This window comes from Pseudomonas sp. 43NM1 (assembly GCF_002836905.1).
In the GTDB taxonomy this organism is placed as follows: domain Bacteria; phylum Pseudomonadota; class Gammaproteobacteria; order Pseudomonadales; family Pseudomonadaceae; genus Aquipseudomonas; species Aquipseudomonas prosekii.
The window spans coordinates 1-26367 of sequence record NZ_MKGS01000161.1 but is presented as its reverse complement, the minus strand read 5'-3'; the positions used below and the strand labels follow the sequence as shown (position 1 = coordinate 26367).

Here is a 26367-nt window from a genome sequence, read left to right as displayed (position 1 = left end):
ACATCATTTGATCTGTCGCGTCGGGTTATTCCAGGCGCGACAGGCGTTCTTCCAGCGCTGCAATCCGCGCTTCGAGCTCTTCAATGCGCTCCACCGAAACCCCGCCGCTGGCACCACGTTCCGCCGGATGCTGGCGGGCCGCGAGAATCGTCTCGATGTCTGCCGGATCGCCCAGCGCGTGCATGTAGCGGTCTTCGCGCTGCCCGGCCTGACGCGGAATCAACAGCGCCAATCCCCGCGCAATCAGACGTTCGAGCTGATGCACCACCTGCTCGGCATCTTCAAATTCATGCATGCGGCCGCTGCGGGTCAGCAGCTCATTGACCGTTTGCGGACCGCGCAAGAACAGCAAACCGGTCAAAATCACCTGCGCCGGCACCAGTTCCAGCGCCTTGTCGACTTTATGTTCCCAGCGGTCGGCGCGGCTGCCCATCACCAGTTTGCTGAAGCCGCGACCTTCGAGGGCGCGCAGGCTCTGGCCAACCTGGCCCTGAGTCAGGTTCATCACGGGTTCGCGGCTGGTTTTCTGGTTGCAGGCAATCACCAGCGCATTAAGGGTCAGCGGGTAGGTTTCCGGGCTGGTCGCCTGTTTCTCGATCAGCGAGCCCAGAATGCGGATTTCCGTGCTGTTGAGGCGCGGCTCGTCGAAGGTCGTCTCTTGCTCAGTGCTCATTCGCGCTTTTCCCTTTGCTATCGATGCGTGCAGTCGAAGCCGCCTAGCGTAATCCTTGCCAAACAAAAGGCAAGCCGCCCGATGCGCAAAGCATGGCTATAATCGCCCCACGTTTTTACACCCGCCACAACACGAGACTGCCATGACTATTTCCCTGTACGCCGCTTCCGTCCCGGTTTTCAAGCAAATGCTCAACGCCCTGAGCGATGTGCTGAACAAGGCTGAAGCCCACGCCACTGCGAAAAACATCGACCCGAATGCGTTCCTGCAAGCGCGTTTGTACCCGGACATGTTCCCGCTGGTTCGCCAGGTACAGATCGCCGTCGATTTCGCCAAAGGCGTTTCGTCGCGTCTGGCCGAGCTGGAAGTGCCGAAATACGAAGACACAGAAACCACCTTCGCCGACCTGCAAGCGCTGATCACCAAAGTTCTGGCCTACATCGGCGAGATCAAGCCTGAGCAGATCGATGGCAACGAAGGCATCGAAATCGTCACCCGCCCAGGCACGCCGAAAGAGAAGCGCTTCAGCGGCCAGGCTTACCTGCTGAGCTACGGCTTGCCGCAGTTCTTCTTCCACGTCACCACCGCTTACGCGCTGCTGCGTCACAACGGCGTAGAAGTGGGCAAGCGCGATTACATGGGCGCGTTCTAAACCGTCCGGCAATAAAAAAATCCCGCCACGGTTAGCGCCGTGGCGGGATTTTTTTGCCCTTGTAGGAGCCAGGCTTGCCGGCGAAAGCGATTTCAAGGACGCCTTCGCCGGCAAGCCTGGCTCCTACAGGAGAGGGGGTTATGCGGGGTTTTTCTGTTCTTCACCCAGGCAGGCCGCTGCAGTAAACAGCACGTCGGTGGAGGAATTCAGCGCTGTCTCGGCCGAATCCTGCAGCACGCCGATGATGAAACCGACCGCCACCACTTGCATGGCGATTTCGCTCGGAATGCCAAACAAGCTGCACGCCAGCGGAATCAGCAATAACGAACCGCCGGCCACGCCCGAAGCACCACACGCGCAAATCGCCGCGACGACGCTGAGCAGAATCGCGGTCGGAATGTCCACGGCAATCCCCAGTGTGTGCACGGCGGCCAGGGTCAGCACGGTAATGGTGATCGCCGCGCCAGCCATGTTGATCGTTGCGCCGAGCGGGATCGACACCGAATACGTGTCTTCATGCAGGCCCAGGCGTTTGCTCAATTCCAGGTTGACCGGAATGTTCGCCGCCGAGCTGCGAGTGAAAAACGCGGTGATGCCGCTTTCGCGCAGGCACGTCCACACCAGCGGATACGGGTTGCGGCGCAGTTTCCAGAAAACGATGATCGGGTTCATCACCAGCGCCACGAACAGCATGCAGCCGAGCAGCACCGCCAGCAGATGCACATAACCGATCAGCGCGCCGAAACCGGAAGTGGCCAGCGTCGATGCCACCAGACCAAAAATCCCCAGCGGCGCAAAGCAGATCACCATGCGCACAATCAGCGTGACGCCGTTGGACAAGTCACCCAGCACCTCGCGCGTGGTGTCACCGGCGTGGCGAATGGCTACGCCCATGCCGATCGCCCAAGCCAGAATGCCGATGAAGTTGGCATTCATCAGCGCGCTGACCGGGTTATCGACCACGCTCAGCAGCAGACTTTGCAGGACTTCGCCAATCCCGCCCGGCGCGCTGATCGCGACGTCGTGGGTCGTCAGCACCAGGTTCGAGGGGAACAGCGTGCTGGCCACGACCGCGACCACCGCAGCGGCAAAAGTGCCCAGCAGATACAGATACAAAATCGGCCGAATGTGCGTTTCCTGACCGACCTTGTGGTTGGCAATCGAAGCCATGACCAGCACGAATACCAGAATCGGCGCGACCGCTTTCAACGCCGTGACAAACAGCTTGCCGATGAGCGTGGTCGACTTCGCCACTTCCGGCGCCAGCAGCGCGAGGGCGATGCCGGCAATCAGGCCGATGATGATTTGCGTAACCAGGCTAATACGTTTCAAACGATGTAATAGGGCAGGGGATGCAGCACTCATAGCGGTATCTCTGATTTTTTTGGGTGCAGGGTTGCGCGTCACGCGGCAATAAACAGGGCAGGCCACAGGAAGGAACCACTGGTAGAAGCTACGGATAGAAACTACGGTTAAGAACTACGGTTAAGAACTACAGGTTAGTGCGCCATCAGAGCCGCAAAGTGGCCGATGATCAGGGTGTACGAATCGCAGGGCGCGAACTTTATCACAGGGTAGTCCGCTTCCTTCAGACCTGTGACGATCTGCCGCCCGTGACGCCCGGGCAATTTGCAGGTTCGTGCAACCCGGCTCGGACACACTCTGTTAAGATTCGCCATCCTCATTTTCAGTTTCTGCCAGTGCGCCCTCGGGCTGTCGCTGCTGTCGTCGTTTTTCTGGAGTTTTGCATGCTGTTGCTGCCTATCATTCTGTTGTCCGCTGCCGGCTTCACGGTGCTGACCACGGAGTTCATCATCGTCGGCCTGTTGCCGGCGATCGCTCGAGACCTCGAAGTCACGATTCCCCAAGCCGGTTTGCTGGTGACGCTGTTTGCGTTCACCGTGGCCGCGTTTGGCCCGTTCCTGACCGCATACTTCGCCCGTTTCGAACGGCGCAAACTGTTTATCTCGGTGTTGATCATGTTCGGCGTGGCCAACACGGTCGCGGCGTTTGCGCCGAATATCTGGGTGATGGCCGCCGCGCGGTTGATCCCGGCGCTGGGCTTGCCGGTGTTCTGGGCCCTGGCCAGCGAGACCGCGGTGGACATTGTCGGACCGGACCACGCCGGTCGCGCCATCGCCAAGATCGGTTTCGGCATCGTCTGCGCTACGGTGTTCGGCATTCCGGTCGGCACGCTGATTTCTGATGCATTCGGCTGGCGCAGCGCCTTCGGCATTCTCGCGGTGATCGCGTTTGCCAAGGCTCTGCTGCTGTTTATCTACTTGCCGAAAACCAGCTTGCATCAGCATCAAGTGAGCTTTCGCTCGCAATTCAAAATCCTCCACAGCCCGTTGATGATTGGTCATGTGCTGTTGTCGATTCTGGTTTTCAGCGGCATGTTTACCGCTTACACCTACCTGGCGGACATCCTTGAACGCCTGGCCGGTTTCAACGGCACGGTGGTCGGCTGGTGCCTGATGGGCTTCGGCGCGGTCGGTTTGATCGGCAATTCGCTGGGTGGCCGCGCGGTGGACCGTCATCCGTTGATCGCGTCGATGATGTTTTGCGCGTTCATGATTGCCGGCATGGTCGCGCTGGTGCCGAACATTCACTCGCCGCTGGGTCTGGCGGCGGCGATGGGCATTTGGGGCGTGACCCAAGCCGCGCTGTTCCTGGTCAGCCATGTGCGTTTGATGAAAGCTGCGCCGGAAGCGCCGGCCTTCGCTGCGTCGCTGAACATCGCCGGGGCCAACCTCGGGATTGGCCTGGGCGCGATGCTCGGTGGTCGGGTGATCGACAGTTTTGGCCTGCAAGGGCTGGGTTTTGCCGCCGCCGCGATCATCCTCGCCTCGGTGCTGCTGGCCATGGCGCTGATGACCATGAAGCCGCGCGAGATTCTCACCGTTCAGTAAACGGCTATTCAGTAAACGGCTATTCAGTAAACAGTCAGTCAGGAAACAGCTCGCGTCGGGCACCTTCGGCAATCGCAACGATGCCGGGGTGCTTGACCTTGCGTTCGACGGAGATGGCGTAGAACGACTCGGTCACTGCGTCGGTCTGGCCGATCAATTCGACGCCGCATTGGCGTTGCACCTCGTCGGCAATCACGCTCGGGCCGATGAAAATCCCGCTGCCGGATTGCCCAAACGCCTGCATCAACGCGCTGTCATCGAACTCGCCGACAATCCGTGGCTGAATCTGCTGCTCGGCAAACCAGCGCTGCAAACGGCTGCGCACCACGGTTTCCGGCCCGGGAATCAACAATGGCGCGCCGTGCAGGCTGCGGGGGAAATCCTCGCCGTACTGCGCCGCCAACGCCTTAGTCGCAAAAAAACTGATCCTGCATTCGCCGAGTTTCTGGCTGTAGCCCTTGATGTCGAGGTGCGACGGCATTGGGCTGTCAGAGATGACCAGGTCGAGGCGCTGAATTGCCAGGTCGGCGAGTAACCGTTCCAGTTTGTCCTCGCGACAACTGATGCGCAGCGGCTCGCTCAATTCCATGGTCGGCGCGATCAGGCGATAGACGATGGATTTTGGCACCACGTCCGCGACACCGACGCGAAACAGAATCTGTTGCTCATTTGGTTGGGCGCGCAGCATCAACTCCAATTCGCCACCGAGCTGAAACATCTGCTCGGCAAAGGGCAGCGCCTGGCGTCCGGCCTCGGTGAGCTCGAGATTGCGCCCGACGCGGCGAAACAATTCGATACCGAAAGTTTGTTCAAACAGTGAAATCTGCCCGCTGATGGTCTGCGGTGTCAGGTTAAGTTGCTCGCACGCGCGGACGATGCTGCCGGTCTTGGCGACGACCCAGAAGTAATGCAGCTGTCGGTAATTGAGCATGGCGGCCTGTCAGTTCGTAAAAAACGAAGTATAGCCGCTGAAAATACGAATTTTCCTGAAGTATCTACTTACATAGAATGCCTCGCTATCGACGGGGCGCCGCTGGGCGTTGGTCCGTTATACAAGGAGAGCGTCATGAAATTTACCGCTACGGCCCTGCTGTTCACGTCTTTACTGGTACTGGCCGGGTGTGATCAGGCTGAAAAGAGTGCGCAGCAACTGATGGGCAAGGCCGCCGAATCCGCCAAACAGGCGATTGACGACACGCATAAGGCCGCTGAACAGGCGCTCAGCGATGCCACTGGCGGGCTGATCAGCAAAAAACCATCGTCGGCCGAAGATGAAGAGCAATCCAGTTCTTCGTCTCAGGAAATCTAACCCCGAATCACAACGAGTCAGGACTGACCCATGGAATACCTTTTAGAGCTAGCCGCCAGCCCAACTGCCTGGATCGCCCTGGCGACGTTGGTGGTAATGGAAATCGTGCTCGGCATCGATAACCTGATTTTCATCTCGATCCTGACCAACAAACTGCCCGAGCAACATCGGCAGAAAGCGCGGCGCATCGGGATCGGCATGGCGCTGATTCTGCGATTGGGCCTGCTGAGCACCATCGCGTTCATCGTCCAGCTGACCACCCCGGTGATCGAGCTGCTCGGCCACGCGTTTTCGTGGAAGGACATTATCCTGGTCGCCGGTGGCCTGTTCCTGTTGTGGAAAGCGACCACCGAGATTCACCACAGCATGGACCCGGCGCCGGAAGATCCGAAGTCGGCGACGTCTACCGTGACGTTGGGTTTTGCCGCCGCGATCGGGCAGATCCTGTTGCTCGACCTGGTGTTCTCGATCGACAGCATCATTACCGCTGTCGGCATGACCGAGCATTTGCCGATCATGATCATCGCGGTGGTGGTGTCGGTGCTGGTGATGTTGTTGGCGGCTGACCCGCTGGCCAAGTTCATCAACGACAACCCGACGGTGGTGATGCTGGCTCTGGGCTTCCTGATCATGATCGGCATGACGCTGATTGCAGAGGGCTTCGGCGCTCACGTACCGAAAGGCTACGTATATGCGGCCATGGCGTTCTCGGCGACGATCGAGTGCTTGAACATGCTGTCTCGACGGGCCAAGCAGAAGCGCGTCGCCGCTAAAGTCTGATCCGCGCCAGAAACCAACGGCCGCCTGTACTCGCGAGAGTTCAGGCGGCCGTTTTGTTAATTGGGTCAGCGTTCTCAAAGACGTCTAGATAAATAAAGATCTCTTGTAGCAGCTGCCGAGGAACGAGGCTGCGTTGCGTTCCGCGGGATCCACCTCGGGGGCCGCTTCGCAGCCCGACGCAGCCTCGCAGGCTCGGCAGCTGCTACGTACGCATAAAGGATGATCAGTGCGCGGTGGCGGGGCGGGTCGGCGCTTGCTCGGTCTTCGCGTCGGGCGTCGCTTGTTCGTGCGGGTGATGGTGGCGGCGGGTAATGCGCAGCACGCCCCACAGCATGGCGGCGGCCACGGCCAGCCAGCCACATACGAGCATTATGATTGTCAGTGTCAGGCTCATCGGTGCCTCCTCTTCGCCCTGCATCGGGCCCACCACGTCTTTCAAATGACAGTCTAGTCGTTAGCGTGTTTCAGGCTATTGACCAAAGGTCGCCTGTCTCCAGCCAGTTCGCTCTATCGAATGCAAACAACTGCCGGTTTAGGCTATACCGCTGCGCCATGGCGACCTATGATCGGTGGCCCAAGCCAGGGGCGTGATTGCCTGGCGTCTGAACAAGCGAGTGATGATGGTGCGGGTAATGTCTGGAATTCGATCTTTAATGCTGGCGATCGGTTGCGTTGCCGCGCTGGCAGGATGCGCGGGCAGCGTGGCGCCAGAGGTTCGGCAACTGCCGGAACGCGTGGAACTCAGCGGCACGTTTTATCGCGGGCAGGCCAATCAGAGTGGGCCGCAGGTGCTGGCCAGCATGTTGTCGCAACAAGGCATCGTGATCACCCCGGGGCTGCTCGAAAAACCGCTGAAGTTACCGGGCGCCGAGGCGCAGTTGCAGCAGAACATGCAGAACCTTGCCCGTGAATACGGCATGGTCGTGTACCCGCTCGACGGCAACCTGTCGGCGCTGCTGACCCAAGTCGCGGCCGGGTATCCGGTAATGGTGCGCTTCACTGAAGGCTCGGCATTCTGGGCCGAACCGCGTTACGCGATCCTCGCCGGTTACAACCGGCAGAAGCAGACCGTGCTGCTGCGCGCCGGGATGAATCGCCGATTGCTGATGGACTTCAATTCGTTTGAGTCTGCCTTCAAGGATGCTGGCGGCTGGGCGGTTTTGATCCAGAAGCCGAATCAGCTGCCGGCCAAGGTCGACGGGCCGCGCTGGCTCAAGGCCGCCAACGATTTAGGCCAGGCCGGGCAAGAACAGGCAGCCGCGCGGGCAAGCAAAGCATTGCAGGCTCAGTAGCTGCTATTTGCGCTGAAGGCTCCGTTCGTCATGTTTCGGGCACCGTCGCGTGCCGCGCGCCTCATATGAGTAAGGCCCGGATTCCTCCGGGCCAGACCCAAGGAGGCGTCCATGGCACATTCCAATTCCCCAGATGGCCCACATTCGTCCGAGCATTCGTCTGGCGATGATCTGGGTTTCGATCCCGATTCGCCCGATGTTGCGGACCCGCAGGTTGACCCTATCGGGCCAGCCAAGGCGCCGAGAGACATCAAGCCGGGCGAGGACGAAAAGAAGCCGGCCAAGCCTTACGATCCGCTGGGTGACCTGAAACCTGACGCGCAATCGCAATGAGGTGACTCATGTCTACCGATTCGAGTTTCAATGACAAACGTCCGGACAGTGTTCCAACCACTCCCGAAGAGGACGTGGACGGGGCGATGGACCCGAACAGTCCGCTGCGCGATCCGCTGGCGCGGCCGTTGGTGACACCGACTGATCCTGCGCTTGGTTCGAAACATCCGAGCGATGGCGATGGCATTCCCAATGACGATGAGATGCCGTTGCCCAACGACTGATCTTTCGTCCACCTGCAAAAAGCCCCGAATATTCGGGGCTTTTTGTTGGGTGTCTATTGGCTGACGCCCGGCTATTTCGAGGCTTCAACCACGCCGCTCTGGCGCTGTTTGAGATTTTTCGCGGCTTTGTATTGCAGGGCTACCGACGGTGCGTCGACGCTGCGACCGGTTTCGACCCAACTGCGGATGCGGCTGGCGTCGGCGAAATGTGTGTATTTGCCGAAGGCGTCGAGAATCACCAGGGCCACCGGGCGGTTGCCCATGCTGGTCACCAACACCAGACAATGCCCGGCTTCATTGGTGAAACCGGTCTTGGTGATCTTGATGTCCCAGTTGGGCTTTTTCACCAAGTGGTCGGTGTTATTGAAACCCAGCGTGTAGTTGGGTTTGCGGAACGCGACGGTGGCTTCCTTGGTGGTGGTCAACTCGGTCAGCAGCGGATATTTGCGCGCGGCGATCAGCAGCTTACTCAAGTCGCGTGCCGTCGAGACGTTGCGCGGCGACAGGCCGGTGGGTTCGACAAAGTGCGTGCTGGTCATGCCCAGCGCCTTGGCTTTGGCATTCATCGCGGCAATAAACGCCACGTAGCCGCCCGGGTAGTGGTGGGCGAGGGTGGCGGCGGCGCGGTTTTCCGAAGACATCAACGCGATCAGCAGCATCTTTTTGCGTGGCAATTCGCTGTTGAGTTTGACCCGCGAAAACACCCCTTTCATTTCCGGGGTGTGGCTGATGTCGACGTTAATGTATTCGTCCATGTTCTGGCGGGCTTCAACTACCACCAGGCCGGTCATCAGTTTGCTGACTGAAGCAATCGGCACGACAACGTCGGGGTTGCTCGAATAAATGACTTTGTTGGTTTGCAGATCCAGCAGCAGCGCGCTGCCGGAAGCGATTTTCAATTGCGAAGCGTCTCGGGGCGCGGCAGTGGTTTCTGCGGCGCTGGCCATTGGCGTGATGAACGTCCCTGTAAATGCAAAAAATAGACTCAGGATGGAAAGACGGATTTTCACGCGGGAGAACTCATAAAGGGTGGATATGCCGTTTTGTTACGGGCTGTTTCATCAAAACGACGCATTTTATGAGTATGAGCCAATAAAGCGCCATACGCCTGTGCGGCACGGGCTTTAGATGAAGAAAATTTAATCTCTGGTGAGGGCGAGGTTGGCGCAATTCATGCGTTTGTTCGCTAAAAATACACACCGCGAAAACAACAAAGCCCCGCACTGGGCGGGGCTCTGTGGGTGCAGCAAAACAACTCAGCCGTGCAGGGTTTCTGCCGCGTACAAAGTGTTTTCCAGCAGGCAGGCGCGCGTCATCGGGCCAACGCCGCCCGGCACTGGTGTGATCCAGCCAGCGCGGGGCAGGGCGGTTTCGTAAATCACGTCGCCGACCAGCTTGCCGTCGTCCTGACGGTTGATGCCGACGTCGATCACGATCGCGCCTTGCTTGATCCACTCACCTTTGACCAGGCCTGGCTTGCCCGCAGCGACAACAACCAGATCGGCGCGGCCGACGTGGCCGGCCAGGTCCTTGGTGAAGCGGTGGGTGACGGTGACGGTGCAGCCGGCCAGCAGCAGTTCCATCGCCATCGGCCGGCCGACGATGTTGGACGCACCGACGATCACTGCGTCCATCCCGTAAAGATCGGCGCCAGTGCTTTCGAGCAAGGTCATGATGCCTTTTGGTGTGCACGGGCGCAGCAGTGGAATGCGCTGTGCCAGACGGCCGACGTTATAAGGGTGGAAGCCGTCGACGTCTTTGTCCGGGCGAATGCGCTCAAGCAATTTCGAAGCATCGAGGTGCGCAGGCAATGGCAGCTGCAGCAGCACGCCATCGATGGCCGGGTCGTCGTTGAGGCGATCGATCAGTTCGGTCAGTGCTTGTTGAGTGGTGTCAGCAGGCAGGTCGTAGGCTTGGGATAGAAAGCCGACCTCTTCACAGTCTTTACGCTTGTGCGAGACATAAACCTGAGAGGCAGGATCGCTGCCGACCAGGATCACCGCGAGGCCGGGCGTGCGCAGACCTTGCTGGCGACGCTCGGCAACTCGTTTGGCGATCTGCTGGCGCAGGCTGGCGGCGATTGACTTGCCGTCGATTAGTTGTGCAGTCATTGCGCGTGATTAACCATCGAGAGGGGAAAAAAAGAGGGCGCATTCTCGCATGTCAGGCGCCGAGGGCAAAGGCGCTTGGTCTGCAAATTCCTCTAAGCCCTTTAATTAAATGAATTTTTTTTAAAAAGGATTTGACGGACTTTGGGCCGCTCTATACTATTCGTCGCACTTGTCGGGCACAGCCTAGCACTGGATGAGAAGGTCGAGCGGGATTACGGTTCTGCGAGGCTGGAAGCACTTAGTTTGTAGTCCTCCAAGAGTACAGATTAATAAGGCGCCCGTAGCTCAGCTGGATAGAGCATCCGCCTTCTAAGCGGATGGTCGCAGGTTCGAGTCCTGCCGGGTGCGCCATTAGGCAACTTTGGCACAAGTAGCGCAATATGGTGGGCGTAGCTCAGTTGGTAGAGCACGGGATTGTGACTCCCGTTGTCGAGGGTTCGATCCCCTTCGTCCACCCCATATTTCGAAAGGCGCCAGATTAACAGTCTGGCGCCTTTGCTTTAACAGCTTCAAACGCGGATGTGGTGGAATTGGTAGACACACTGGATTTAGGTTCCAGCGCCGCAAGGTGTAAGAGTTCGAGTCTCTTCATCCGCACCAAATAAAGCTTCACTCGGGCCATTGGCCTGGTTGGGGCGCAGCAAGGAAGGTTGTTTGGCTTCTTTGTCAGGCTATATGGTGGGCGTAGCTCAGTTGGTAGAGCACGGGATTGTGACTCCCGTTGTCGAGGGTTCGATCCCCTTCGTCCACCCCATATTTCGAGAGGCGCCAGATTTAACAGTCTGGCGCCTTTTTTGTTTTAGCGGTTCGAGTATTCAGCGGCTGCAATTCCGGGTCGCAGGGGTGGGGTGCTTCGTCGTATTTATGTTTCCCGATGATGCCGCGCCGCCCGCCGGCCTTGCTCGCAAGGTCGGTTGTCAGGGAGATGACTGGCAACTTCTTCTTTATATAGAAGGGTTGGCGCAGAGCCCTGGCTTGATTGGCTGTATTTGCGAACAGGGCGAGGCGCAACCGTTTGTCCCTCGCCTATAAATTGCCTGCTGTTTTTTTACCCTTTTTCAGTAGGGTGACTTCTTGAGTTTGACCCACTAGAATGCATGCCCTTGATTCTGGGGTCGGAAACGGCCGGCTAACGTCTGTGCAACGAGGAATATCCATGCAAGTTTCTGTTGAAAATACTTCTGCTCTTGAGCGCCGCATGAGCATCACCGTGCCGGCTGAGCGCATCGAGACTCAGGTCAACAAGCGTCTGCAGCAGACCGCCCAAAAGGCCAAGATTGCTGGCTTCCGTCCAGGCAAAGTGCCAATGAGTGAAATCAAGCGCCGTTTCGGTGCTGATGCACGTCAGGAAGCTGTTGGCGACGTCATCCAGTCCTCCTTCTACGAAGCTGTAGTCGAGCAGAAGCTGAACCCGGCTGGCGCTCCTTCGATCGAGCCTAAATCGATCGAAGCTGGCAAGGATCTGGAATACGTTGCAGTTTTCGAAGTGTTCCCTGAGTTCACCGTTGCCGGTTTCGAAGGCATCAACGTTGAGCGCCTGAGCGCTGACGTGGCTGACGCTGACCTGGACAAAATGCTCGAAATCCTGCGCAAGCAGAACACCCGTTTTGAAGTGGCCGAACGCGCTGCCCAGAACGAAGACCAACTGAACATCGATTTCGTTGGCAAGGTTGACGGCGAAGTGTTCGCTGGCGGTTCCGCCAAAGGCACTCAACTGGTACTGGGTTCGGGTCGCATGATCCCTGGTTTCGAAGACGGTCTGGTTGGCGCTAAAGCTGGCGAAGAACGCGTTCTGAACCTGACTTTCCCAGAGGACTATCAGAACCTCGACCTGGCCGGCAAAACTGCCGAGTTCACCGTTACCGTGAACACTGTTTCCGAGCCAAAACTGCCTGAGCTGACCGAAGAATTCTTCGCCCAGTTCGGCATCAAGGAAACTGGCCTGGAAGGCTTCCGCACCGAAGTTCGCAAGAACATGGAGCGCGAGCTGCGTCAGGCGATCAAATCCAAGGTCAAGAATCAGGTAATGGACGGTCTGCTGGCCACCAACCCGATCGAAGTGCCTAAGGCTCTGCTGTCCACCGAAGTTGACCGTCTGCGCGTGCAGGCTGTTCAGCAGTTCGGCGGCAACATCAAGCCTGACCAACTGCCGGCCGAGCTGTTCGAAGAACAAGCCAAGCGCCGCGTTGTACTGGGTCTGATCGTGGCTGAAGTGGTCAAGCAATTCGACCTCAAGCCTGACGAAGCCCGCGTTCGCGAAATGATTCAGGAAATGGCTTCGGCTTACCAAGAGCCTGAGCAGGTTGTGTCCTGGTACTACAAGAACGACCAGCAACTGAACGAAGTTCGTTCGGTTGTGCTGGAAGAACAAGTTGTGGATACTGTTCTGCAGAAAGCTAGTGTGACCGATAAGTCGGTCTCTTACGAAGAAGCAGTCAAGCCGGTTGAAGCTCCACAAGCCGACTGATCGTTTTAGCGTTAAGAAGTAATCACCATAAGCCAGCCTTCGCGCTGGCTTATGCGTATTCAAGACATAACTATTTGGGAGTGACTGCAGAGCATGTTCCGTAATTCGTATATTCAGCAGAACTCAGATATCCAGGCCGCTGGCGGCCTGGTCCCGATGGTTGTCGAGCAGTCTGCTCGTGGCGAGCGCGCTTACGACATTTATTCGCGTCTTCTCAAGGAGCGAGTGATTTTTCTGGTTGGCCCGGTAGAGGACTACATGGCTAACCTGATCTGTGCGCAACTGCTGTTCCTTGAAGCGGAAAACCCGGACAAGGACATCCATCTCTATATCAACTCCCCGGGCGGTTCGGTGACAGCGGGCATGTCGATCTACGACACCATGCAGTTCATCAAGCCAAACGTATCGACCACCTGCATCGGCCAGGCCTGCAGCATGGGCGCGTTCCTGCTGACCGCAGGTGCTGCCGGCAAGCGTTTCTGCCTGCCGAACTCGCGTGTGATGATTCACCAGCCATTGGGCGGTTTCCAGGGTCAGGCTTCGGATATCGAAATCCATGCCAAGGAAATCCTCTTCATTCGTGAGCGTCTCAACACGCTGATGGCCAAGCATAGCGGGCACACCCTTGAAGAAATCGAGCGCGATACCAACCGCGACAACTTCATGAGTGCACAAGCCGCGCGTGAGTACGGGTTGATCGATGAAGTGATCGAACAGCGCCCGGCTTAAAATAAGCAGCTCAAAATAAGGCTGGTCGGTTGCTCCGATCACCAGCGGGCTTGAAAAAGCCCGCAATAGCCTTCATCTTGTGTTGCAAGCCTATCGGATTTGGATCGAACGAATGACTGACACCCGCAACGGCGAGGACAACGGCAAGCTGCTCTATTGCTCCTTCTGTGGCAAAAGCCAGCATGAAGTGCGCAAATTGATTGCCGGCCCCTCGGTCTTTATCTGCGACGAGTGCGTCGACCTGTGCAATGACATCATCCGCGAGGAGGTGCAGGAAGCCCAGGCCGAAAGCAGCGCGCATAAATTGCCTTCGCCTAAAGAAATCAGCGGCATCCTTGACCAGTACGTCATTGGTCAGGAGCGTGCGAAAAAGGTTTTGGCCGTAGCGGTGTACAACCACTACAAACGCTTGAACCAGCGTGACAAAAAGAATGACGACGTCGAACTCGGCAAAAGCAACATCTTGCTGATCGGCCCGACAGGCTCGGGTAAAACCCTGCTTGCCGAAACACTGGCTCGTTTGCTGAACGTTCCGTTCACCATCGCCGACGCAACCACCCTCACCGAGGCCGGTTATGTTGGTGAAGATGTCGAGAACATCATTCAGAAGCTGCTGCAGAAGTGCGATTACGACGTGGAAAAGGCCCAGATGGGCATTGTCTACATCGATGAGATCGACAAGATCTCGCGCAAGTCTGACAACCCGTCGATCACCCGGGACGTTTCCGGTGAAGGCGTGCAGCAAGCCTTGCTCAAGTTGATCGAAGGCACGGTCGCTTCCGTCCCGCCGCAAGGTGGTCGCAAGCATCCGCAGCAGGAATTCCTGCAGGTCGACACTCGTAACATCCTGTTCATCTGCGGTGGTGCGTTCTCCGGTCTGGAAAAGGTTATTCAAAACCGTTCCACCAAGGGCGGCATCGGTTTCAACGCAGAAGTGCGCAGCAAGGAAGAAGGCAAGAAAGTCGGTGAATCCCTGCGTGAAGTCGAGCCTGACGATTTGGTCAAGTTCGGTCTGATCCCGGAATTCGTCGGTCGTCTGCCAGTTCTTGCAACGCTGGACGAGCTTGATGAAGCTGCGTTGATGCAGATCCTCACCGAGCCGAAAAATGCTTTGACCAAGCAGTACGCCAAGCTGTTCGAGATGGAAGGCGTGGACCTGGAATTCCGGGCCGACGCACTGAAATCGGTCGCAAAACGTGCCCTGGAACGCAAAACCGGTGCCCGTGGCTTGCGCTCGATTCTCGAAGGTGTGTTGCTCGACACTATGTATGAAATCCCCTCGCAGTCCGAGGTGAGCAAAGTAGTGATCGATGAAAGCGTGATCGAAGGCAAGTCCAAGCCACTGTATATCTACGAAAACAGTGAGCCGACTGCCAAGGCAGCGCCAGACGCTTAAGCGTCACGCTGCTGGAATAAAGAAGGGGCCTTCGGGCCCCTTTTCTTTTAAAGCGTTTTAACACCCTCTTTACGCTTGTTTTTTTTGAATGCAGCCCCCATCTTGGTTTCAAGCTTACATCCATCTGTTTACGGCCTTATGGCCGCCGTAGAGGCGAAATCATGAAGACAACCATCGAATTGCCTCTCCTGCCATTGCGTGATGTTGTGGTTTATCCGCACATGGTTATCCCGCTGTTCGTGGGGCGCGAGAAATCCATCGAAGCCCTCGAGGCAGCGATGGCCGGCGACAAGCAGATCCTTCTGCTGGCTCAGCGCAATCCTGCTGACGACGATCCCGGTGAAGAAGCACTTTATCGCGTAGGTACCATCGCCACTGTTCTGCAACTGCTCAAGCTGCCTGACGGCACCGTCAAGGTTCTGGTCGAAGGCGAGCAGCGGGGCGCCGTGGAGCGCTTCAGCGAAGTGGACGGCCACTGCCGTGCCGAAGTCTCGTTGATCGACGAAGTCGACGCGCCAGAGCGCGAGTCGGAAGTGTTTGTCCGCAGTCTGTTGGCTCAGTTCGAACAATATGTCCAGCTGGGCAAGAAAGTCCCGGCTGAAGTCCTGTCGTCGCTCAACAGCATCGACGAGCCAGGCCGCCTGGTCGACACCATGGCCGCACACATGGCCCTGAAGATCGAGCAGAAGCAGGAAATCCTCGAAATCATTGATTTGTCGGCCCGGGTCGAGCACGTCCTGGCGTTGCTGGATGCCGAGATCGATCTGCTGCAAGTCGAAAAACGCATTCGCGGTCGCGTCAAAAAGCAAATGGAGCGCAGTCAGCGCGAGTACTACCTGAATGAGCAGATGAAGGCCATTCAGAAAGAGCTCGGCGACAGCGAAGAAGGTCACAACGAAATCGAAGAGCTGAAAAAGCGCATCGATGCCGCTGGCCTGCCCAAAGATGCCCTGGCCAAGGCCAACGGTGAGCTGAACAAACTGAAACAGATGTCGCCGATGTCCGCCGAAGCCACCGTGGTTCGTTCGTACATCGACTGGCTGGTTCAGGTGCCGTGGAAGGCTCAGAGCAAAGTGCGTCTGGACCTTGCCCGCGCCGAAGACATTCTCGACGCCGACCACTATGGTCTGGACGAAGTCAAAGAACGCATCCTCGAATACCTCGCCGTGCAAAAGCGCGTGAAGAAGATTCGTGGTCCGGTGTTGTGTCTGGTTGGTCCTCCTGGCGTGGGTAAAACCTCGCTGGCGGAGTCGATTGCGCACGCCACCAACCGTAAATTTGTCCGTATGGCCCTCGGTGGCGTGCGCGATGAAGCGGAAATTCGTGGTCATCGCCGTACTTACATCGGTTCGATGCCAGGAAGATTGATTCAAAAGATGACAAAGGTCGGGGTTCGCAACCCGCTGTTCCTGCTCGACGAAATCGACAAAATGGGCAGCGACATGCGTGGCGATCCGGCGTCGGCGTTGCTGGAAGTGCTCGACCCCGAGCAGAACCACAATTTCAACGATCACTATCTGGAAGTCGATTACGACCTGTCCGATGTGATGTTCCTGTGCACCTCGAACTCGATGAACATTCCGCCAGCGCTGCTGGACCGGATGGAAGTCATTCGCCTGCCGGGCTACACCGAAGACGAGAAAATCAACATCGCGGTCAAGTACCTGTCGCCGAAGCAGATTCAGGCCAACGGCTTGAAGAAAGGCGAGCTGGAATTCGACTCCGAAGCGATCCGTGACATCATCCGCTACTACACCCGCGAAGCCGGTGTACGGGGGCTTGAGCGCCAGATTGCCAAGGTGTGCCGCAAGACGGTCAAAGAGCACGCACTGGAAAAACGCTTCTCGGTGAAGGTCACCGCGGACATGCTCGAGCACTTCCTCGGCGTGCGCAAATACCGCTACGGTCTGGCCGAATCGCAGGATCAGATCGGCCAGGTAACTGGCCTGGCGTGGACTCAGGTGGGCGGCGAATTGCTGACCATCGAAGCCGCTGTCGTACCCGGCAAAGGCCAGTTGATCAAGACTGGTTCGCTGGGTGATGTGATGGTCGAATCGATCACCGCAGCGCTGACCGTGGTGCGCAGCCGTGCGAAAAGCCTGGGGATCCCTCTGGACTTCCACGAGAAGCGCGACACGCACATCCACATGCCGGAAGGGGCGACCCCGAAGGACGGCCCTAGCGCTGGTGTAGGCATGTGCACGGCGCTGGTATCGGCGTTGACCGGGATTCCGGTGCGCGCAGACGTCGCCATGACGGGGGAAATCACCCTGCGTGGTCAAGTGCTGGCCATCGGCGGTCTGAAGGAAAAACTGCTCGCGGCTCACCGTGGCGGGATCAAGACTGTGATCATTCCGGAAGAGAACGTGCGTGATCTGAAGGAAATTCCTGACAACATTAAGCAGGATCTGCAGATTAAACCGGTTAAATGGATTGACGAGGTCCTGCAAATTGCGCTGCAATACGCGCCGGAGCCCTTGCCGGATGTGGCTCCCGAGATAGTTGCAAAGGATGAAAAACGCGAGTCTGACTCTAAGGAAAGAATTAGCACGCATTAGTACGCATTTGCCTGGGGGGCTTCCTTGACAGCTTTTTAGAGCCCTTGTTATAAAGCGGCTCTTAAGTGTCTGTAGGCCATTCAGCACTCGTTTTTTTGCTTTCACCAAAAAACTTAGAATCATACTCAAATAGATATAAGGGGACTTAGAGTGAACAAGTCGGAACTGATTGATGCTATCGCTGCATCCGCTGATATCCCGAAAGCTGCTGCTGGCCGTGCGCTGGACGCTGTAATCGAATCCGTCACTGGCGCTCTCAAGGCTGGCGACTCTGTTGTTCTGGTTGGTTTCGGTACGTTCTCCGTTACCGATCGTCCAGCTCGCATCGGTCGTAACCCACAGACTGGTAAGACACTGGAAATCGCTGCAGCCAAAAAACCAGGTTTCAAAGCCGGTAAAGCACTGAAAGAAGCTGTCAACTAAGTCAGATTCAGGTTTTTGCCTATCCGGGTCGGGGTCATGCCTGACCTGGCAGCGGAGCGGTAGTCCAGTCAGCACATTGCTGGTCTGAGACACCGAGGGTCGCAAGTTCGAACCCCTCGGTCCGCTCCGCCAGTTACGAGAAGGCGCATCCCCGGATGCGCCTTTCTTCTATCCGGATTCTACCCACGCTCCACGGTTGCCTAATTTTGAAGTTCAACCGTTTCTGGGGGACGCATGCTGCAGAATATCAGGGACAATTCACAAGGCTGGATTGCCAAGACCATTATCGGAATCATCGTTGTATTGATGGCTTTCACCGGTATCGAGGCCATTTTCCAGGCGACGACCAACAGCCAGGATGCGGCCAAGGTCAACGGTGAAGAAATCAGTACCAACGAGCTGAGCCAAGCTGTCGACATGCAACGCCGTCAGCTGATGCAACAGCTGGGCAAGGATTTCGACGCTTCGCTGCTCGACGAAAAAATGCTCCGCGAATCGGCCCTCAAAGGCCTGATCGATCGCAAGCTGCTGCTGCAAGGCGCAGAAAAATCGAAATTCGCTTTCTCCGAAGCCGCTCTGGACCAAGTGATCCTGCAGACGCCTGAGTTTCAGGTGGATGGCAAGTTCAGCCCTGAGCGCTTCGACCAGGTGATTCGTCAACTGGGCTACAGCCGTATGCAATTCCGCCAGATGCTGGCTCAGGAAATGCTGATCGGTCAGTTGCGCGCCGGTCTGGCGGGCAGCGGTTTTGTTACCGACGCCCAGGTTCTGGCGTTTGCCCGTCTGGAAAAACAGACGCGTGATTTCGCTTCGTTGAACATCAAGGTTGATCCGTCTGCGGTGAAAGTGACCGACGACGAGGTCAAGGCTTACTACGACGAACACGCCAAGGAATTCATGACGCCGGATCAGGTAGTCATTGATTACCTGGAATTGAAGAAGGCTTCCTTCTTCGATGAAGTCAGCGTCAAGGACGAAGAGCTGCAAGCGGCTTATCAGAAAGAAATCGCCAACTTGGCCGAGCAACGCCGGGCTGCGCACATTCTGATCGAAGTGAACGACAAAGTGACCGAGGCGCAAGCCAAGGCGAAAATCGAAGAAGTTCAGGCGCGTCTGGCCAAAGGCGAGAAGTTCGAGGCTCTGGCCAAGGAATTCTCCCAGGACCCGGGTTCGGCGAACAACGGTGGTGACCTCGGTTACGCCGGTCCAGGTGTCTACGATCCAGCGTTTGAAAAAGCCCTGTACGCGTTGACCAAGGACCAGGTGTCGGAACCGGTTCGCACTGATTTCGGTTTCCACCTGATCAAGCTGCTGGGCGCTGAAGCGCCTGAAGTTCCGACGTTGGACAGCCTCAAGGCCAAACTGACCCGTGAACTGAAAACCCAGCAGGTCGAGCAGCGTTTCGTCGAGGCGACCAAGCAATTGGAAGACTCCTCGTTTGAAGCTTCCGATCTGGCTCAGCCGGCACAAGACTTGAAACTGACCGTTCACACTTCCGCGCCGTTCGGCCGTGAAGGTGGCGAAGGTGTTGCGGCCAACCGTGCCGTGATCACTGCAGCGTTCAGCCCTGAAGTGCTGGATGAGGGTGCCAACAGCACCGCCATCGAGCTCGATCCGGAAACCGTAATCGTGTTGCGCGCCAAGGAGCACTTGAAGCCTGCGCAGTTGCCACTCGAAAGCGTTGCCGCCAACATCCGCACGCAATTGGCCAAGGAGCACGCGATTGCTGCCGCCAAAACCAAGGCTGATGAGCTGATCGCCAGTTTGCGCGACGGCAAGACGCCGCTGGATCAGGCAGTTGACGGCCAGACCTGGAAAGTCACCGCAGCAGCTACTCGCGCTCAGGAAGGGGTTGACCCGACTGTGCTGCAAGCGCTGTTCCGTATGCCCAAGCCTGCCGCCAAGGACAAGCCGACGTTCAACAGCGTGACCCTGGCCGATGGTAGCCTGGTGATCGTGCGTCTGAATGCCGTGAACGAAGCCGCAGCGCCGACCGAAGAAGAGAAGACTCAGTACCGTCGCTTCCTCGCTTCGCGCATTGGCCAGCAAGACTTTGCGGCCTACCGCAAGCAGTTGGAAAGCGAAGCGGACATCAAGCGTTTCTGATGGCTGACTGAGCTGCTCGCTACACAAGAACCCCGGCCGAAACGCCGGGGTTTTTTGTGCGTGGAGGAAAAGCTCGGCGTCGGCTTATCGGTAATCCGCGAGGTTGTGCGACTTTTCCGGCATATCGGGGTCAACTTCCTGTAACAGGTTTAAGACATCAATGGATGCGACGCTAAGCATCGTTCTGTTGCACAATACGCCCCGGACCGTTTTCTCTCAGGATGTTCAATGTTCAGATCAATTCCCATGCGTGTTGTCGGGTTGGCTTTAGTGCTGGCCGTTGCTGCCGGTTGTTCGTCGAAAAAAGCCGCCATCTATGAGCATGAGAACTTCGACGATTCCGGAACGTTTTCGCGCAATTACCCGGTGACCGATGTGCAGACCTGCGAAGCTGCACGTCGCGCATTGCTCAGTCAGGGTTACATCATCACCAGCAATGATCCGAAACTGATCAGCGGCCACAAAAGTTTCCAGCAAACCGGCGAGACGCACATGGAGATCAGCTTCAGTGTGGTGTGCGCCGATGATGGTTCCGAAGGACACCACGCGACCATGTTCGCCAACGCCTTGCAGGACCGTTATGCGTTGAAGAAGACCAACAATTCCGCCAGCCTCGGCGTCGGTGTGTTGGGCTCGGTGTCGATGCCGATCGGCTCGTCAGACGATTCGATGGTCAAAGTGGCCAGCGAAACCGTGTCGTCGGCCAAGTTCTATGAGCGATTCTTTACCCTGGTCGAGCTGTTCCTGCCGGCAGAAGCGAAGAAAGCCGCGCACATCGTCGAGAAGCCAAAAACCGATCTGGGCGTGCCGGAAACCAAACCTGCGCCAGCCGCACCGGCAGCACTGGCGCCCGCACCAGCGGCAGGCACACCGGTCGCAGCAACCCCGGCAGCCGCGCCGACACCGGCCGCAGCACCTGCCGCAGAGCCGGCAGCCGCGCCAGCCGCCGAACCCTCCGCAGTCGACTTCGCGCCGGGGGCCTCGGAGCCCGTCGCGCCGCCCGCGGAATCTGCACCGATCACTCCGGCACAAACCACCGAACCGGCGCCTGCCACGGAAACCAACACCACGCCGTCGCACCCGGACAATATGCCCGCACCGAGCGAGCCGATTCCGGCGATGCCATCCTCGGGTCAGTAACCGACCCTGCCGCAAAAGAGCGGGAACGTGTCAGACGCCACGCTTCCCGCCGCCAACCGCCCAATTGATCGACGTCAAAGCAGTGCGTTTTCCTACGCACTGCGGCGAAAAAATCCTGTGATAAATCCCTGATCGACTGCTACGTTTTATTGAGTAGCGGTCAAGTGCGGTGTGAGCGTCATTTTTCTTTCACGCGGGCACTTTATGCTCAAGGCGCTGGTCAGTTGATCAGGCCTTTTTTAATGAGCAATTGAGGGGAGATCACCATGGACGATTATCAAGAAGAGTTGCTGGAGTATTCGGCATTTGAACTGGATCCGCTGGAACCGGCCGAAGACGCTACCGAGCTTTAAGCCTTCACGCGGTTTGGCGATGACTTCGGCGAAATTCGCCGGGCGTCTGGCCGTTCCAGCGTTTGAAGGCCCGTTGAAAAGCTTCGGCTGAGGCAAAGCCCAGCAGATAGGCGATTTCGCCGAACGCCAGTTCGGTGTCGCGAATGTACGTCATGGCCAGGTCGCGGCGAGTGTCGTTGAGAATTGCACGAAATTGCGTGCCTTCCTCGGCGAGTTTGCGACGCAAGGTCCAGGTTGGCAGCTTCAGGCGTGCCGCCACTTCTTCCAGGTCGGGTTCCCGGCCACCGTTGAGCAACGGCCCCAACAGCTGAATGATCCGTTCACGCAGGCTGCGGGTGCGCGTCAGTTGCTCCAGTTCGCGTTCACATAATTGCAGCAGGTGCCGCCAAGTGCTCGGGCAATGCTCCGGGTTGCGCTGGGCGAGGCTGGTCAGGCTCAGGCGCAGTTGATTGTGCTCGGCGCCGAACTGGATCGGGCAATCGCCCAACACGCTGTAAGCCTCGCGATACTGCGGTGCTTCAAATTCGATGTCGATGCGTTCGGCTGGCAACGCGGTAGCGCTGACGCTGGACAACTGCCGCAACCAGCCGGAAATGATCGAATCGACGACAAATCGGTTGTAGGCGTTGTAGGGATTGATCGAATAAAAGCGCAGCCAGGCGCCGCGTGGGTCTTCGTGAAAGCTCGATTGGCCGCGATAGTTGGAGCCGTACAACGCTTCGAAGCGAATCAGGCAACGCGCCGCCTCGCGAACCGTCGGTGCCTGCGCGGCGGTGACCCCGGCGAGGCCGGCCTGGCTCAACCGACTCAACTGGCCCATGCGCAAACCCAGTGCTGGGTCGGCGGTCAGCTGGATCGCGCCGTGGCCAAGGCGCATGTACCGCGGAATCGACAACCGCGCACCGGCCTCACCGAGACGTGCCGCGTCCAGGCCGTATTGGTCGAGCAACGGCTGTGGGTCGGCGCCGTGACTGCGCACCGCATCGGCCAGGCTGTTAACGAAGCCGACCGACAGATCCCCGAGGCGCATCGGCAGGGGTTTCATGCTTTACAACCACAGGTTCAACAAACGCGCGCCACGCTGGTCGCCGTCAGCGGCATGCTGGCCATTGCTGCTGAGAAAACTCTGCCCGGCGCTGGCCTTGTCCCAGAATTGCCCGCGCATGAACACACTGACCCCGGCAATCGCCTGACTGCTCGGCGGCTGCGCGATCAGGGTCAAACGATGCCAGGCCTGGCCTTCACTGAGCTCGCCGGCCTTGAGGCTGACCGAACTCGGCGTCGACAGACCTTTATAGCCGCGCCACGGTTTGTCCCACGCGCCGTGGCCGACCACGAAGGCCGGGACCGCCACCAGTTGCACGTTCTGTTCGTCGAGCTTGCGGTAATTGTCCGGATACCAACTGTCGCTGCCGATCAACACGCCAAGGCGCCCGGCCGGTGTGTCGACGACGCTGATGGTGTGCTCGGTGTTGGCGGCGAGGGTGTCCTGATCGGTGAAGATCGGGTGCATCTGCCGTTGCGGCTGGCCGATCGGCAAGCCGTCGCGACCGAACACCACGGTGCTGTTGAACAGCGCGCCGTGGCCGATTTTCAGCTCGCCGTCGCGCACACTTGGCTCCGGCAGCACGATGGTGCCGGCCACCAGCGTCACGTTGAATTCTTTCGCCAGGCCACCAAACAACGCCTGGTAATCCTTGGCCATGCTTTTGGCTTTCATGCGCAGATGCGCGTCATCGAGACGGCTGGCGCCCTTGGCACGCAGCAGCGCGCGCGCGAACTGCAGTGGATTGCTCGCCGCCAGCCAGTTCATCGCTTCCTTGAGGGTGCCGGCCTGATACAGCTCGTCTTTTTCGCCGCTGATCATCAGCCATGTGCCGACATGTTCCGGCAGCACGACGACGGTTTTCTCGCTGAGCAGGCCTTGTTCCTGGGCCTTGTGCAGATAGGCGCCGAGCTTGCGCCGCAGGCGTTCGGGGCTTTGGTAATCAGTCGGGAACAGTTCGGGCTGGATGCCGAGCAAGTTGCCGCGATCGGCCGGCGTGCCTTGATCGACCGCCAGATTGATGCGCAGGTCGGACAGATAATGCCCCACCGGACGGTCCGCGGCCCACATCGCGTAGGTCGTCAGGGCGGCGATCAACGCCATGGAAAAGGTCAGGTAGAGAAGTTTGCGCATGGGAAAACAGTCGACAGCCGTGTGCAGGATTCGCCGACTAGGGTAGGGCGCATGCCGGCGCTTGCCAAGGGGCGCTGCGCATTTGGATCAATAAGTTGTCAGTTTGGGTCATTGAGTGACACGAGTGCGACTCTTAGTCTGTGCCACATGACTGACGGGAGCCGCAGAGCTTCCGCAATTTCCGTGATCGCTCGATGTGGAGTTACCGATGGCCGCCGCTCATTACCCGCACCTGTTGGCCCCGCTGGACCTGGGTTTTACTACGCTGCGCAATCGTACCCTGATGGGTTCGATGCACACTGGCCTTGAGGAAAAGCCCGGCGGTTTCGAGCGCATGGCGGCGTACTTTGCCGAGCGTGCGCGCGGCGGGGTTGGCCTGATGGTCACCGGCGGTATCGGTCCGAACGATGAGGGCGGCGTGTACTCCGGCGCGGCCAAATTGACCACCGAAGAAGAAGCGCTCAAACACCAGATCGTCACCCGCGCGGTGCACGAGGCGGGCGGCAAGATTTGCATGCAGATCCTCCACGCCGGGCGTTACGCCTACAGCCCGAAACAAGTGGCGCCGAGCGCGATTCAGGCGCCGATCAACCCGTTCAAGCCAAAAGAGCTGGACGAGGAAGGCATCGAGAAGCAAATCAGCGATTTCGTCACCTGTTCGGCCCTCGCGCAAAAAGCCGAGTACGACGGCGTCGAGATCATGGGCTCCGAAGGTTATTTCATTAACCAGTTCCTCGCGGCCCACACCAACCACCGCACCGACCGCTGGGGCGGCAGCTACGAAAACCGCATGCGCCTGCCGGTGGAGATCGTCCGCCGCGTGCGTGAAGCGGTCGGTCCGAATTTCATCATCATTTTCCGTTTGTCGATGCTCGACCTGGTCGAGGGCGGCAGCTCCTGGGAAGAAATCGTCACCCTCGCCAAAGCCATCGAGCAGGCCGGCGCGACCATTATCAATACTGGGATTGGCTGGCACGAAGCGCGGATTCCGACCATCGCCACCAAAGTCCCGCGCGCGGCGTTCAGCAAAGTCACGGCGAAACTGCGCGGCTCGGTGAGCATTCCGCTGATCACTACCAACCGCATCAACACCCCGGAAATCGCCGAGCAGATCCTCGCCGAAGGTGACGCGGACATGGTCTCGATGGCGCGGCCATTTCTCGCCGACGCCGATTTCGTCAATAAGGCTGCGGCCGGTCGCGCTGATGAAATCAATACGTGCATTGGCTGCAATCAGGCGTGCCTCGATCACACCTTCGGCGGCAAATTGACCAGTTGCCTGGTCAACCCGCGCGCCTGTCACGAAACCGAACTCAATTACCTGCCCGTGCAACAAATCAAGAAAATTGCCGTGGTCGGCGCCGGGCCTGCGGGTCTGGCTGCTGCCACCGTGGCTGCCGAGCGCGGGCATCAGGTGACATTGTTCGATTCGGCCAGCGAAATCGGCGGCCAGTTCAACATCGCCAAACGCGTGCCGGGCAAGGAAGAGTTCTTCGAAACCCTGCGTTATTTCAACCGCAAGTTGCAGACCACCCACGTCGAGGTCTGCCTGAATACTCGCGTCGACGTCGCACAACTGGTCGCCGGCGGCTTTGACGAGATCATCCTGGCCACCGGCATTGCGCCGCGCACGCCGGCGATTCCGGGCGTCGACAATGGCAAAGTGCTGAGCTACCTCGACGTGATCCTCGAGCGCAAACCGGTGGGCAAACGCGTGGCGGTGATCGGCGCCGGCGGCATCGGTTTCGACGTCTCGGAATTTCTTGTGCATCAAGGCGTGTCGACCAGCCTCGACCGCGCCGCGTTCTGGAAAGAGTGGGGCATCGACACGCACCTTGAAGCGCGTGGCGGCGTCGCCGGGATCAAGGCTCAACCGCATGCGCCGGCCCGCGAGGTGTTCCTGCTGCAACGCAAGAGTTCCAAGGTCGGCGATGGCCTGGGCAAAACCACCGGCTGGATTCACCGCACCGGGTTGAAGAACAAACAGGTGCAAATGCTCAACAGCGTCGAATACCTGAAAATCGACGATGAAGGCCTGCACATTCGCATCGGCGAAACTGGCGAGCCGCAAGTGCTGGCGGTCGACAACATCGTGATTTGCGCCGGGCAGGACCCGTTGCGTGAGTTGCAGGACGGTTTGCTCGCGGCCGGGCAGAATGTGCACTTGATCGGCGGCGCAGACGTGGCAGCCGAGCTCGACGCCAAACGTGCGATCAACCAGGGTTCGCGTTTGGCTGCCGAACTCTAAACCGGCCAGCGTGCTGATAAGATGCCGGCTCTTTACCCAGAGCCGGCATCGATGTTTCTCCCTCCCAGCGACTGGCAAGCCATCGCTCCCCTCGAAACGCTGCACCTCGACTGGCTGACCCGCGCCGGCGTCGACGTGGCGATCCTGCGTCTCGACCAGATCGACCCGCTGATCAGCGGCAACAAGTGGTTCAAACTCACCGAGCACCTCAACGCGGCTGATCTCGCCGGTGCCGAAGGCATCATCAGCCTCGGCGGCGCGCACTCCAATCATCTGCATGCGCTCGCTGCAGCGGGCCAACGTTTCGGTTTCAAAACCGTCGGTTTACTGCGCGGGCATGCGCACGACACGCCGACCGTCATCGATTTGCGCGAGTTCGGCATGCAGCTGCATTGGCTCGGTTACGGCGGCTATCGCGCGCGCCACGAGCCGGGTTTCTGGCGGCCATGGCAGACGCAATACCCGACGCTGCACGCGGTGCC

At 58.4% G+C, this 26367-nt stretch carries 24 protein-coding genes, 4 tRNA genes and 1 pseudogene; 20 read left to right on the top strand and 9 right to left on the bottom strand.

The features are described from left to right. Positions 1-25 precede the first annotated feature (25 nt). On the bottom strand, positions 26-673 hold the full coding sequence (locus tag BI292_RS19350; protein WP_092270497.1) for a YceH family protein: 648 nt from the start codon (positions 671-673) through the stop codon (positions 26-28). A gap of 142 nt (positions 674-815) precedes the next feature. Here BI292_RS19350 and BI292_RS19345 point away from each other — a divergent pair, with 142 nt between their 5' ends. After that, on the top strand, positions 816-1325 hold the full coding sequence (locus BI292_RS19345; protein ID WP_101208820.1) for a DUF1993 family protein: 510 nt from the start codon (positions 816-818) through the stop codon (positions 1323-1325). A gap of 138 nt (positions 1326-1463) precedes the next feature. Here BI292_RS19345 and sstT read toward each other — a convergent pair whose 3' ends face one another. Further along, positions 1464-2690 carry a serine/threonine transporter SstT gene (sstT, locus tag BI292_RS19340; RefSeq protein ID WP_092270491.1) on the bottom strand — a complete coding sequence of 409 codons (1227 nt, stop codon included), beginning with the start codon at positions 2688-2690 and terminating at the stop codon, positions 1464-1466. Between the two features lie 386 nt (positions 2691-3076). Here sstT and BI292_RS19330 point away from each other — a divergent pair, with 386 nt between their 5' ends. Next, entirely contained in the window at positions 3077-4237 is a 1161-nt protein-coding gene (locus BI292_RS19330) for an MFS transporter (protein ID WP_092281442.1), read from the top strand. 34 nt (positions 4238-4271) lie between these two features. On the opposite strand, the gene nhaR is transcribed toward BI292_RS19330, so the two are convergent. Further along, positions 4272-5168, bottom strand: coding sequence for a transcriptional activator NhaR (gene nhaR, locus BI292_RS19325; RefSeq protein ID WP_101208818.1), 897 nt, complete (start codon positions 5166-5168; stop codon positions 4272-4274). A gap of 135 nt (positions 5169-5303) precedes the next feature. On the opposite strand from nhaR, the gene BI292_RS19320 reads away from it, so the two are divergent. After that, on the top strand, positions 5304-5546 hold the full coding sequence (locus BI292_RS19320) for a hypothetical protein (RefSeq protein ID WP_101208817.1): 243 nt from the start codon (positions 5304-5306) through the stop codon (positions 5544-5546). A gap of 30 nt (positions 5547-5576) precedes the next feature. Beyond that, entirely contained in the window at positions 5577-6326 is a 750-nt protein-coding gene (locus tag BI292_RS19315) for a TerC family protein (protein ID WP_101208816.1), read from the top strand. Between the two features lie 223 nt (positions 6327-6549). Here the strand turns inward: BI292_RS19315 and BI292_RS28810 are convergent, their stop codons facing one another. Continuing rightward, positions 6550-6765 (bottom strand): hypothetical protein, encoded by a 216-nt coding sequence (locus BI292_RS28810; RefSeq protein ID WP_157831281.1) that lies wholly within the window; start codon positions 6763-6765, stop codon positions 6550-6552. Between the two features lie 181 nt (positions 6766-6946). Here BI292_RS28810 and BI292_RS19310 point away from each other — a divergent pair, with 181 nt between their 5' ends. The 3 genes from BI292_RS19310 (at position 6947) to BI292_RS19300 (ending at position 8175) form a co-directional block, all read left to right on the top strand. After that, positions 6947-7618 carry a peptidase C39 family protein gene (locus BI292_RS19310; protein ID WP_092281438.1) on the top strand — a complete coding sequence of 224 codons (672 nt, stop codon included), beginning with the start codon at positions 6947-6949 and terminating at the stop codon, positions 7616-7618. Positions 7619-7729: 111 nt separating this feature from the next. Then, the gene (locus BI292_RS19305) at positions 7730-7951 is read left to right on the top strand and encodes a DUF6021 family protein (RefSeq protein WP_092270477.1); all 222 of its coding nucleotides are present in this window, start codon (positions 7730-7732) and stop codon (positions 7949-7951) included. A gap of 8 nt (positions 7952-7959) precedes the next feature. Next, positions 7960-8175 carry a hypothetical protein gene (locus BI292_RS19300; protein WP_101208815.1) on the top strand — a complete coding sequence of 72 codons (216 nt, stop codon included), beginning with the start codon at positions 7960-7962 and terminating at the stop codon, positions 8173-8175. Between the two features lie 71 nt (positions 8176-8246). On the opposite strand, the gene pbpG is transcribed toward BI292_RS19300, so the two are convergent. Next, positions 8247-9185, bottom strand: coding sequence for a D-alanyl-D-alanine endopeptidase (gene pbpG, locus BI292_RS19295; protein WP_092270472.1), 939 nt, complete (start codon positions 9183-9185; stop codon positions 8247-8249). Between the two features lie 246 nt (positions 9186-9431). Beyond that, the gene (gene folD, locus BI292_RS19290) at positions 9432-10286 is read right to left on the bottom strand and encodes a bifunctional methylenetetrahydrofolate dehydrogenase/methenyltetrahydrofolate cyclohydrolase FolD (protein WP_101208814.1); all 855 of its coding nucleotides are present in this window, start codon (positions 10284-10286) and stop codon (positions 9432-9434) included. A gap of 274 nt (positions 10287-10560) precedes the next feature. Between folD and BI292_RS19285 the strand changes: the two genes are divergently transcribed. The 4 genes from BI292_RS19285 (at position 10561) to BI292_RS19270 (ending at position 11040) form a co-directional block, all read left to right on the top strand. After that, positions 10561-10637 (top strand) — tRNA-Arg (locus BI292_RS19285). A gap of 32 nt (positions 10638-10669) precedes the next feature. Further along, a tRNA-His gene (locus BI292_RS19280) sits at positions 10670-10745 on the top strand. A gap of 56 nt (positions 10746-10801) precedes the next feature. Continuing rightward, positions 10802-10886: transfer RNA gene (locus BI292_RS19275), tRNA-Leu, on the top strand. 78 nt (positions 10887-10964) lie between these two features. Next, a tRNA-His gene (locus tag BI292_RS19270) sits at positions 10965-11040 on the top strand. Between the two features lie 20 nt (positions 11041-11060). Here BI292_RS19270 and BI292_RS28805 read toward each other — a convergent pair. Then, complete coding sequence (locus tag BI292_RS28805; RefSeq protein WP_149086317.1) at positions 11061-11297, bottom strand: hypothetical protein; 237 nt, start codon at positions 11295-11297, stop codon at positions 11061-11063. Positions 11298-11442: 145 nt separating this feature from the next. Here BI292_RS28805 and tig point away from each other — a divergent pair, with 145 nt between their 5' ends. The 7 genes from tig (at position 11443) to BI292_RS19235 (ending at position 21105) form a co-directional block, all read left to right on the top strand. Further along, positions 11443-12753 (top strand): trigger factor, encoded by a 1311-nt coding sequence (gene tig / locus BI292_RS19265; RefSeq protein ID WP_092270466.1) that lies wholly within the window; start codon positions 11443-11445, stop codon positions 12751-12753. A 93-nt stretch (positions 12754-12846) separates the two neighbouring features. After that, positions 12847-13482: an ATP-dependent Clp endopeptidase proteolytic subunit ClpP gene (clpP, locus tag BI292_RS19260; protein WP_092270463.1), complete on the top strand. Its 636-nt coding sequence runs from the start codon at positions 12847-12849 to the stop codon at positions 13480-13482. Between the two features lie 112 nt (positions 13483-13594). Beyond that, on the top strand, positions 13595-14878 hold the full coding sequence (clpX, locus tag BI292_RS19255) for an ATP-dependent Clp protease ATP-binding subunit ClpX (RefSeq protein ID WP_007901798.1): 1284 nt from the start codon (positions 13595-13597) through the stop codon (positions 14876-14878). A 161-nt stretch (positions 14879-15039) separates the two neighbouring features. Next, complete coding sequence (gene lon / locus BI292_RS19250) at positions 15040-17436, top strand: endopeptidase La (RefSeq protein WP_101208813.1); 2397 nt, start codon at positions 15040-15042, stop codon at positions 17434-17436. A 150-nt stretch (positions 17437-17586) separates the two neighbouring features. After that, complete coding sequence (locus BI292_RS19245; protein ID WP_002552737.1) at positions 17587-17859, top strand: HU family DNA-binding protein; 273 nt, start codon at positions 17587-17589, stop codon at positions 17857-17859. Positions 17860-18093: 234 nt separating this feature from the next. Further along, positions 18094-19965: a SurA N-terminal domain-containing protein gene (locus BI292_RS19240; RefSeq protein ID WP_101208812.1), complete on the top strand. Its 1872-nt coding sequence runs from the start codon at positions 18094-18096 to the stop codon at positions 19963-19965. A gap of 228 nt (positions 19966-20193) precedes the next feature. Continuing rightward, positions 20194-21105, top strand: coding sequence for a DUF2242 domain-containing protein (locus BI292_RS19235; RefSeq protein ID WP_101208811.1), 912 nt, complete (start codon positions 20194-20196; stop codon positions 21103-21105). 357 nt (positions 21106-21462) lie between these two features. Here the strand turns inward: BI292_RS19235 and BI292_RS19230 are convergent, their stop codons facing one another. Together BI292_RS19230 and BI292_RS19225 are read right to left on the bottom strand one after the other, a co-directional pair. Then, the gene (locus tag BI292_RS19230; RefSeq protein WP_092270452.1) at positions 21463-22503 is read right to left on the bottom strand and encodes an AraC family transcriptional regulator; all 1041 of its coding nucleotides are present in this window, start codon (positions 22501-22503) and stop codon (positions 21463-21465) included. 3 nt (positions 22504-22506) lie between these two features. After that, positions 22507-23637 carry a carbon-nitrogen hydrolase family protein gene (locus BI292_RS19225; protein WP_101208810.1) on the bottom strand — a complete coding sequence of 377 codons (1131 nt, stop codon included), beginning with the start codon at positions 23635-23637 and terminating at the stop codon, positions 22507-22509. 208 nt (positions 23638-23845) lie between these two features. Here BI292_RS19225 and BI292_RS19220 point away from each other — a divergent pair, with 208 nt between their 5' ends. Beyond that, positions 23846-25885 (top strand): NADPH-dependent 2,4-dienoyl-CoA reductase, encoded by a 2040-nt coding sequence (locus BI292_RS19220; protein WP_101208809.1) that lies wholly within the window; start codon positions 23846-23848, stop codon positions 25883-25885. A 51-nt stretch (positions 25886-25936) separates the two neighbouring features. Further along, positions 25937-26367: pseudogene (locus tag BI292_RS19215) on the top strand (1-aminocyclopropane-1-carboxylate deaminase); the annotation flags it as partial.

Excerpts from the sequence above, each read along its gene's own strand:
- BI292_RS19350 (WP_092270497.1), bottom strand. The coding sequence starts at position 673 with ATGAGCACTGAGCAAGAGACGACCTTCGACGAGCCGCGCCTCAACAGC.
- BI292_RS19345 (WP_101208820.1), top strand. The coding sequence starts at position 816 with ATGACTATTTCCCTGTACGCCGCTTCCGTCCCGGTTTTCAAGCAAATG.
- sstT (WP_092270491.1), bottom strand. The coding sequence starts at position 2,690 with ATGAGTGCTGCATCCCCTGCCCTATTACATCGTTTGAAACGTATTAGC.
- nhaR (WP_101208818.1), bottom strand. The coding sequence starts at position 5,168 with ATGCTCAATTACCGACAGCTGCATTACTTCTGGGTCGTCGCCAAGACC.
- BI292_RS19320 (WP_101208817.1), top strand. The coding sequence starts at position 5,304 with ATGAAATTTACCGCTACGGCCCTGCTGTTCACGTCTTTACTGGTACTG.
- BI292_RS19315 (WP_101208816.1), top strand. The coding sequence starts at position 5,577 with ATGGAATACCTTTTAGAGCTAGCCGCCAGCCCAACTGCCTGGATCGCC.
- BI292_RS19310 (WP_092281438.1), top strand. The coding sequence starts at position 6,947 with ATGGTGCGGGTAATGTCTGGAATTCGATCTTTAATGCTGGCGATCGGT.
- BI292_RS19305 (WP_092270477.1), top strand. The coding sequence starts at position 7,730 with ATGGCACATTCCAATTCCCCAGATGGCCCACATTCGTCCGAGCATTCG.
- BI292_RS19300 (WP_101208815.1), top strand. The coding sequence starts at position 7,960 with ATGTCTACCGATTCGAGTTTCAATGACAAACGTCCGGACAGTGTTCCA.
- folD (WP_101208814.1), bottom strand. The coding sequence starts at position 10,286 with ATGACTGCACAACTAATCGACGGCAAGTCAATCGCCGCCAGCCTGCGC.
- tig (WP_092270466.1), top strand. The coding sequence starts at position 11,443 with ATGCAAGTTTCTGTTGAAAATACTTCTGCTCTTGAGCGCCGCATGAGC.
- clpP (WP_092270463.1), top strand. The coding sequence starts at position 12,847 with ATGTTCCGTAATTCGTATATTCAGCAGAACTCAGATATCCAGGCCGCT.
- clpX (WP_007901798.1), top strand. The coding sequence starts at position 13,595 with ATGACTGACACCCGCAACGGCGAGGACAACGGCAAGCTGCTCTATTGC.
- lon (WP_101208813.1), top strand. The coding sequence starts at position 15,040 with ATGAAGACAACCATCGAATTGCCTCTCCTGCCATTGCGTGATGTTGTG.
- BI292_RS19240 (WP_101208812.1), top strand. The coding sequence starts at position 18,094 with ATGCTGCAGAATATCAGGGACAATTCACAAGGCTGGATTGCCAAGACC.
- BI292_RS19235 (WP_101208811.1), top strand. The coding sequence starts at position 20,194 with ATGTTCAGATCAATTCCCATGCGTGTTGTCGGGTTGGCTTTAGTGCTG.
- BI292_RS19230 (WP_092270452.1), bottom strand. The coding sequence starts at position 22,503 with ATGAAACCCCTGCCGATGCGCCTCGGGGATCTGTCGGTCGGCTTCGTT.
- BI292_RS19225 (WP_101208810.1), bottom strand. The coding sequence starts at position 23,637 with ATGCGCAAACTTCTCTACCTGACCTTTTCCATGGCGTTGATCGCCGCC.
- BI292_RS19220 (WP_101208809.1), top strand. The coding sequence starts at position 23,846 with ATGGCCGCCGCTCATTACCCGCACCTGTTGGCCCCGCTGGACCTGGGT.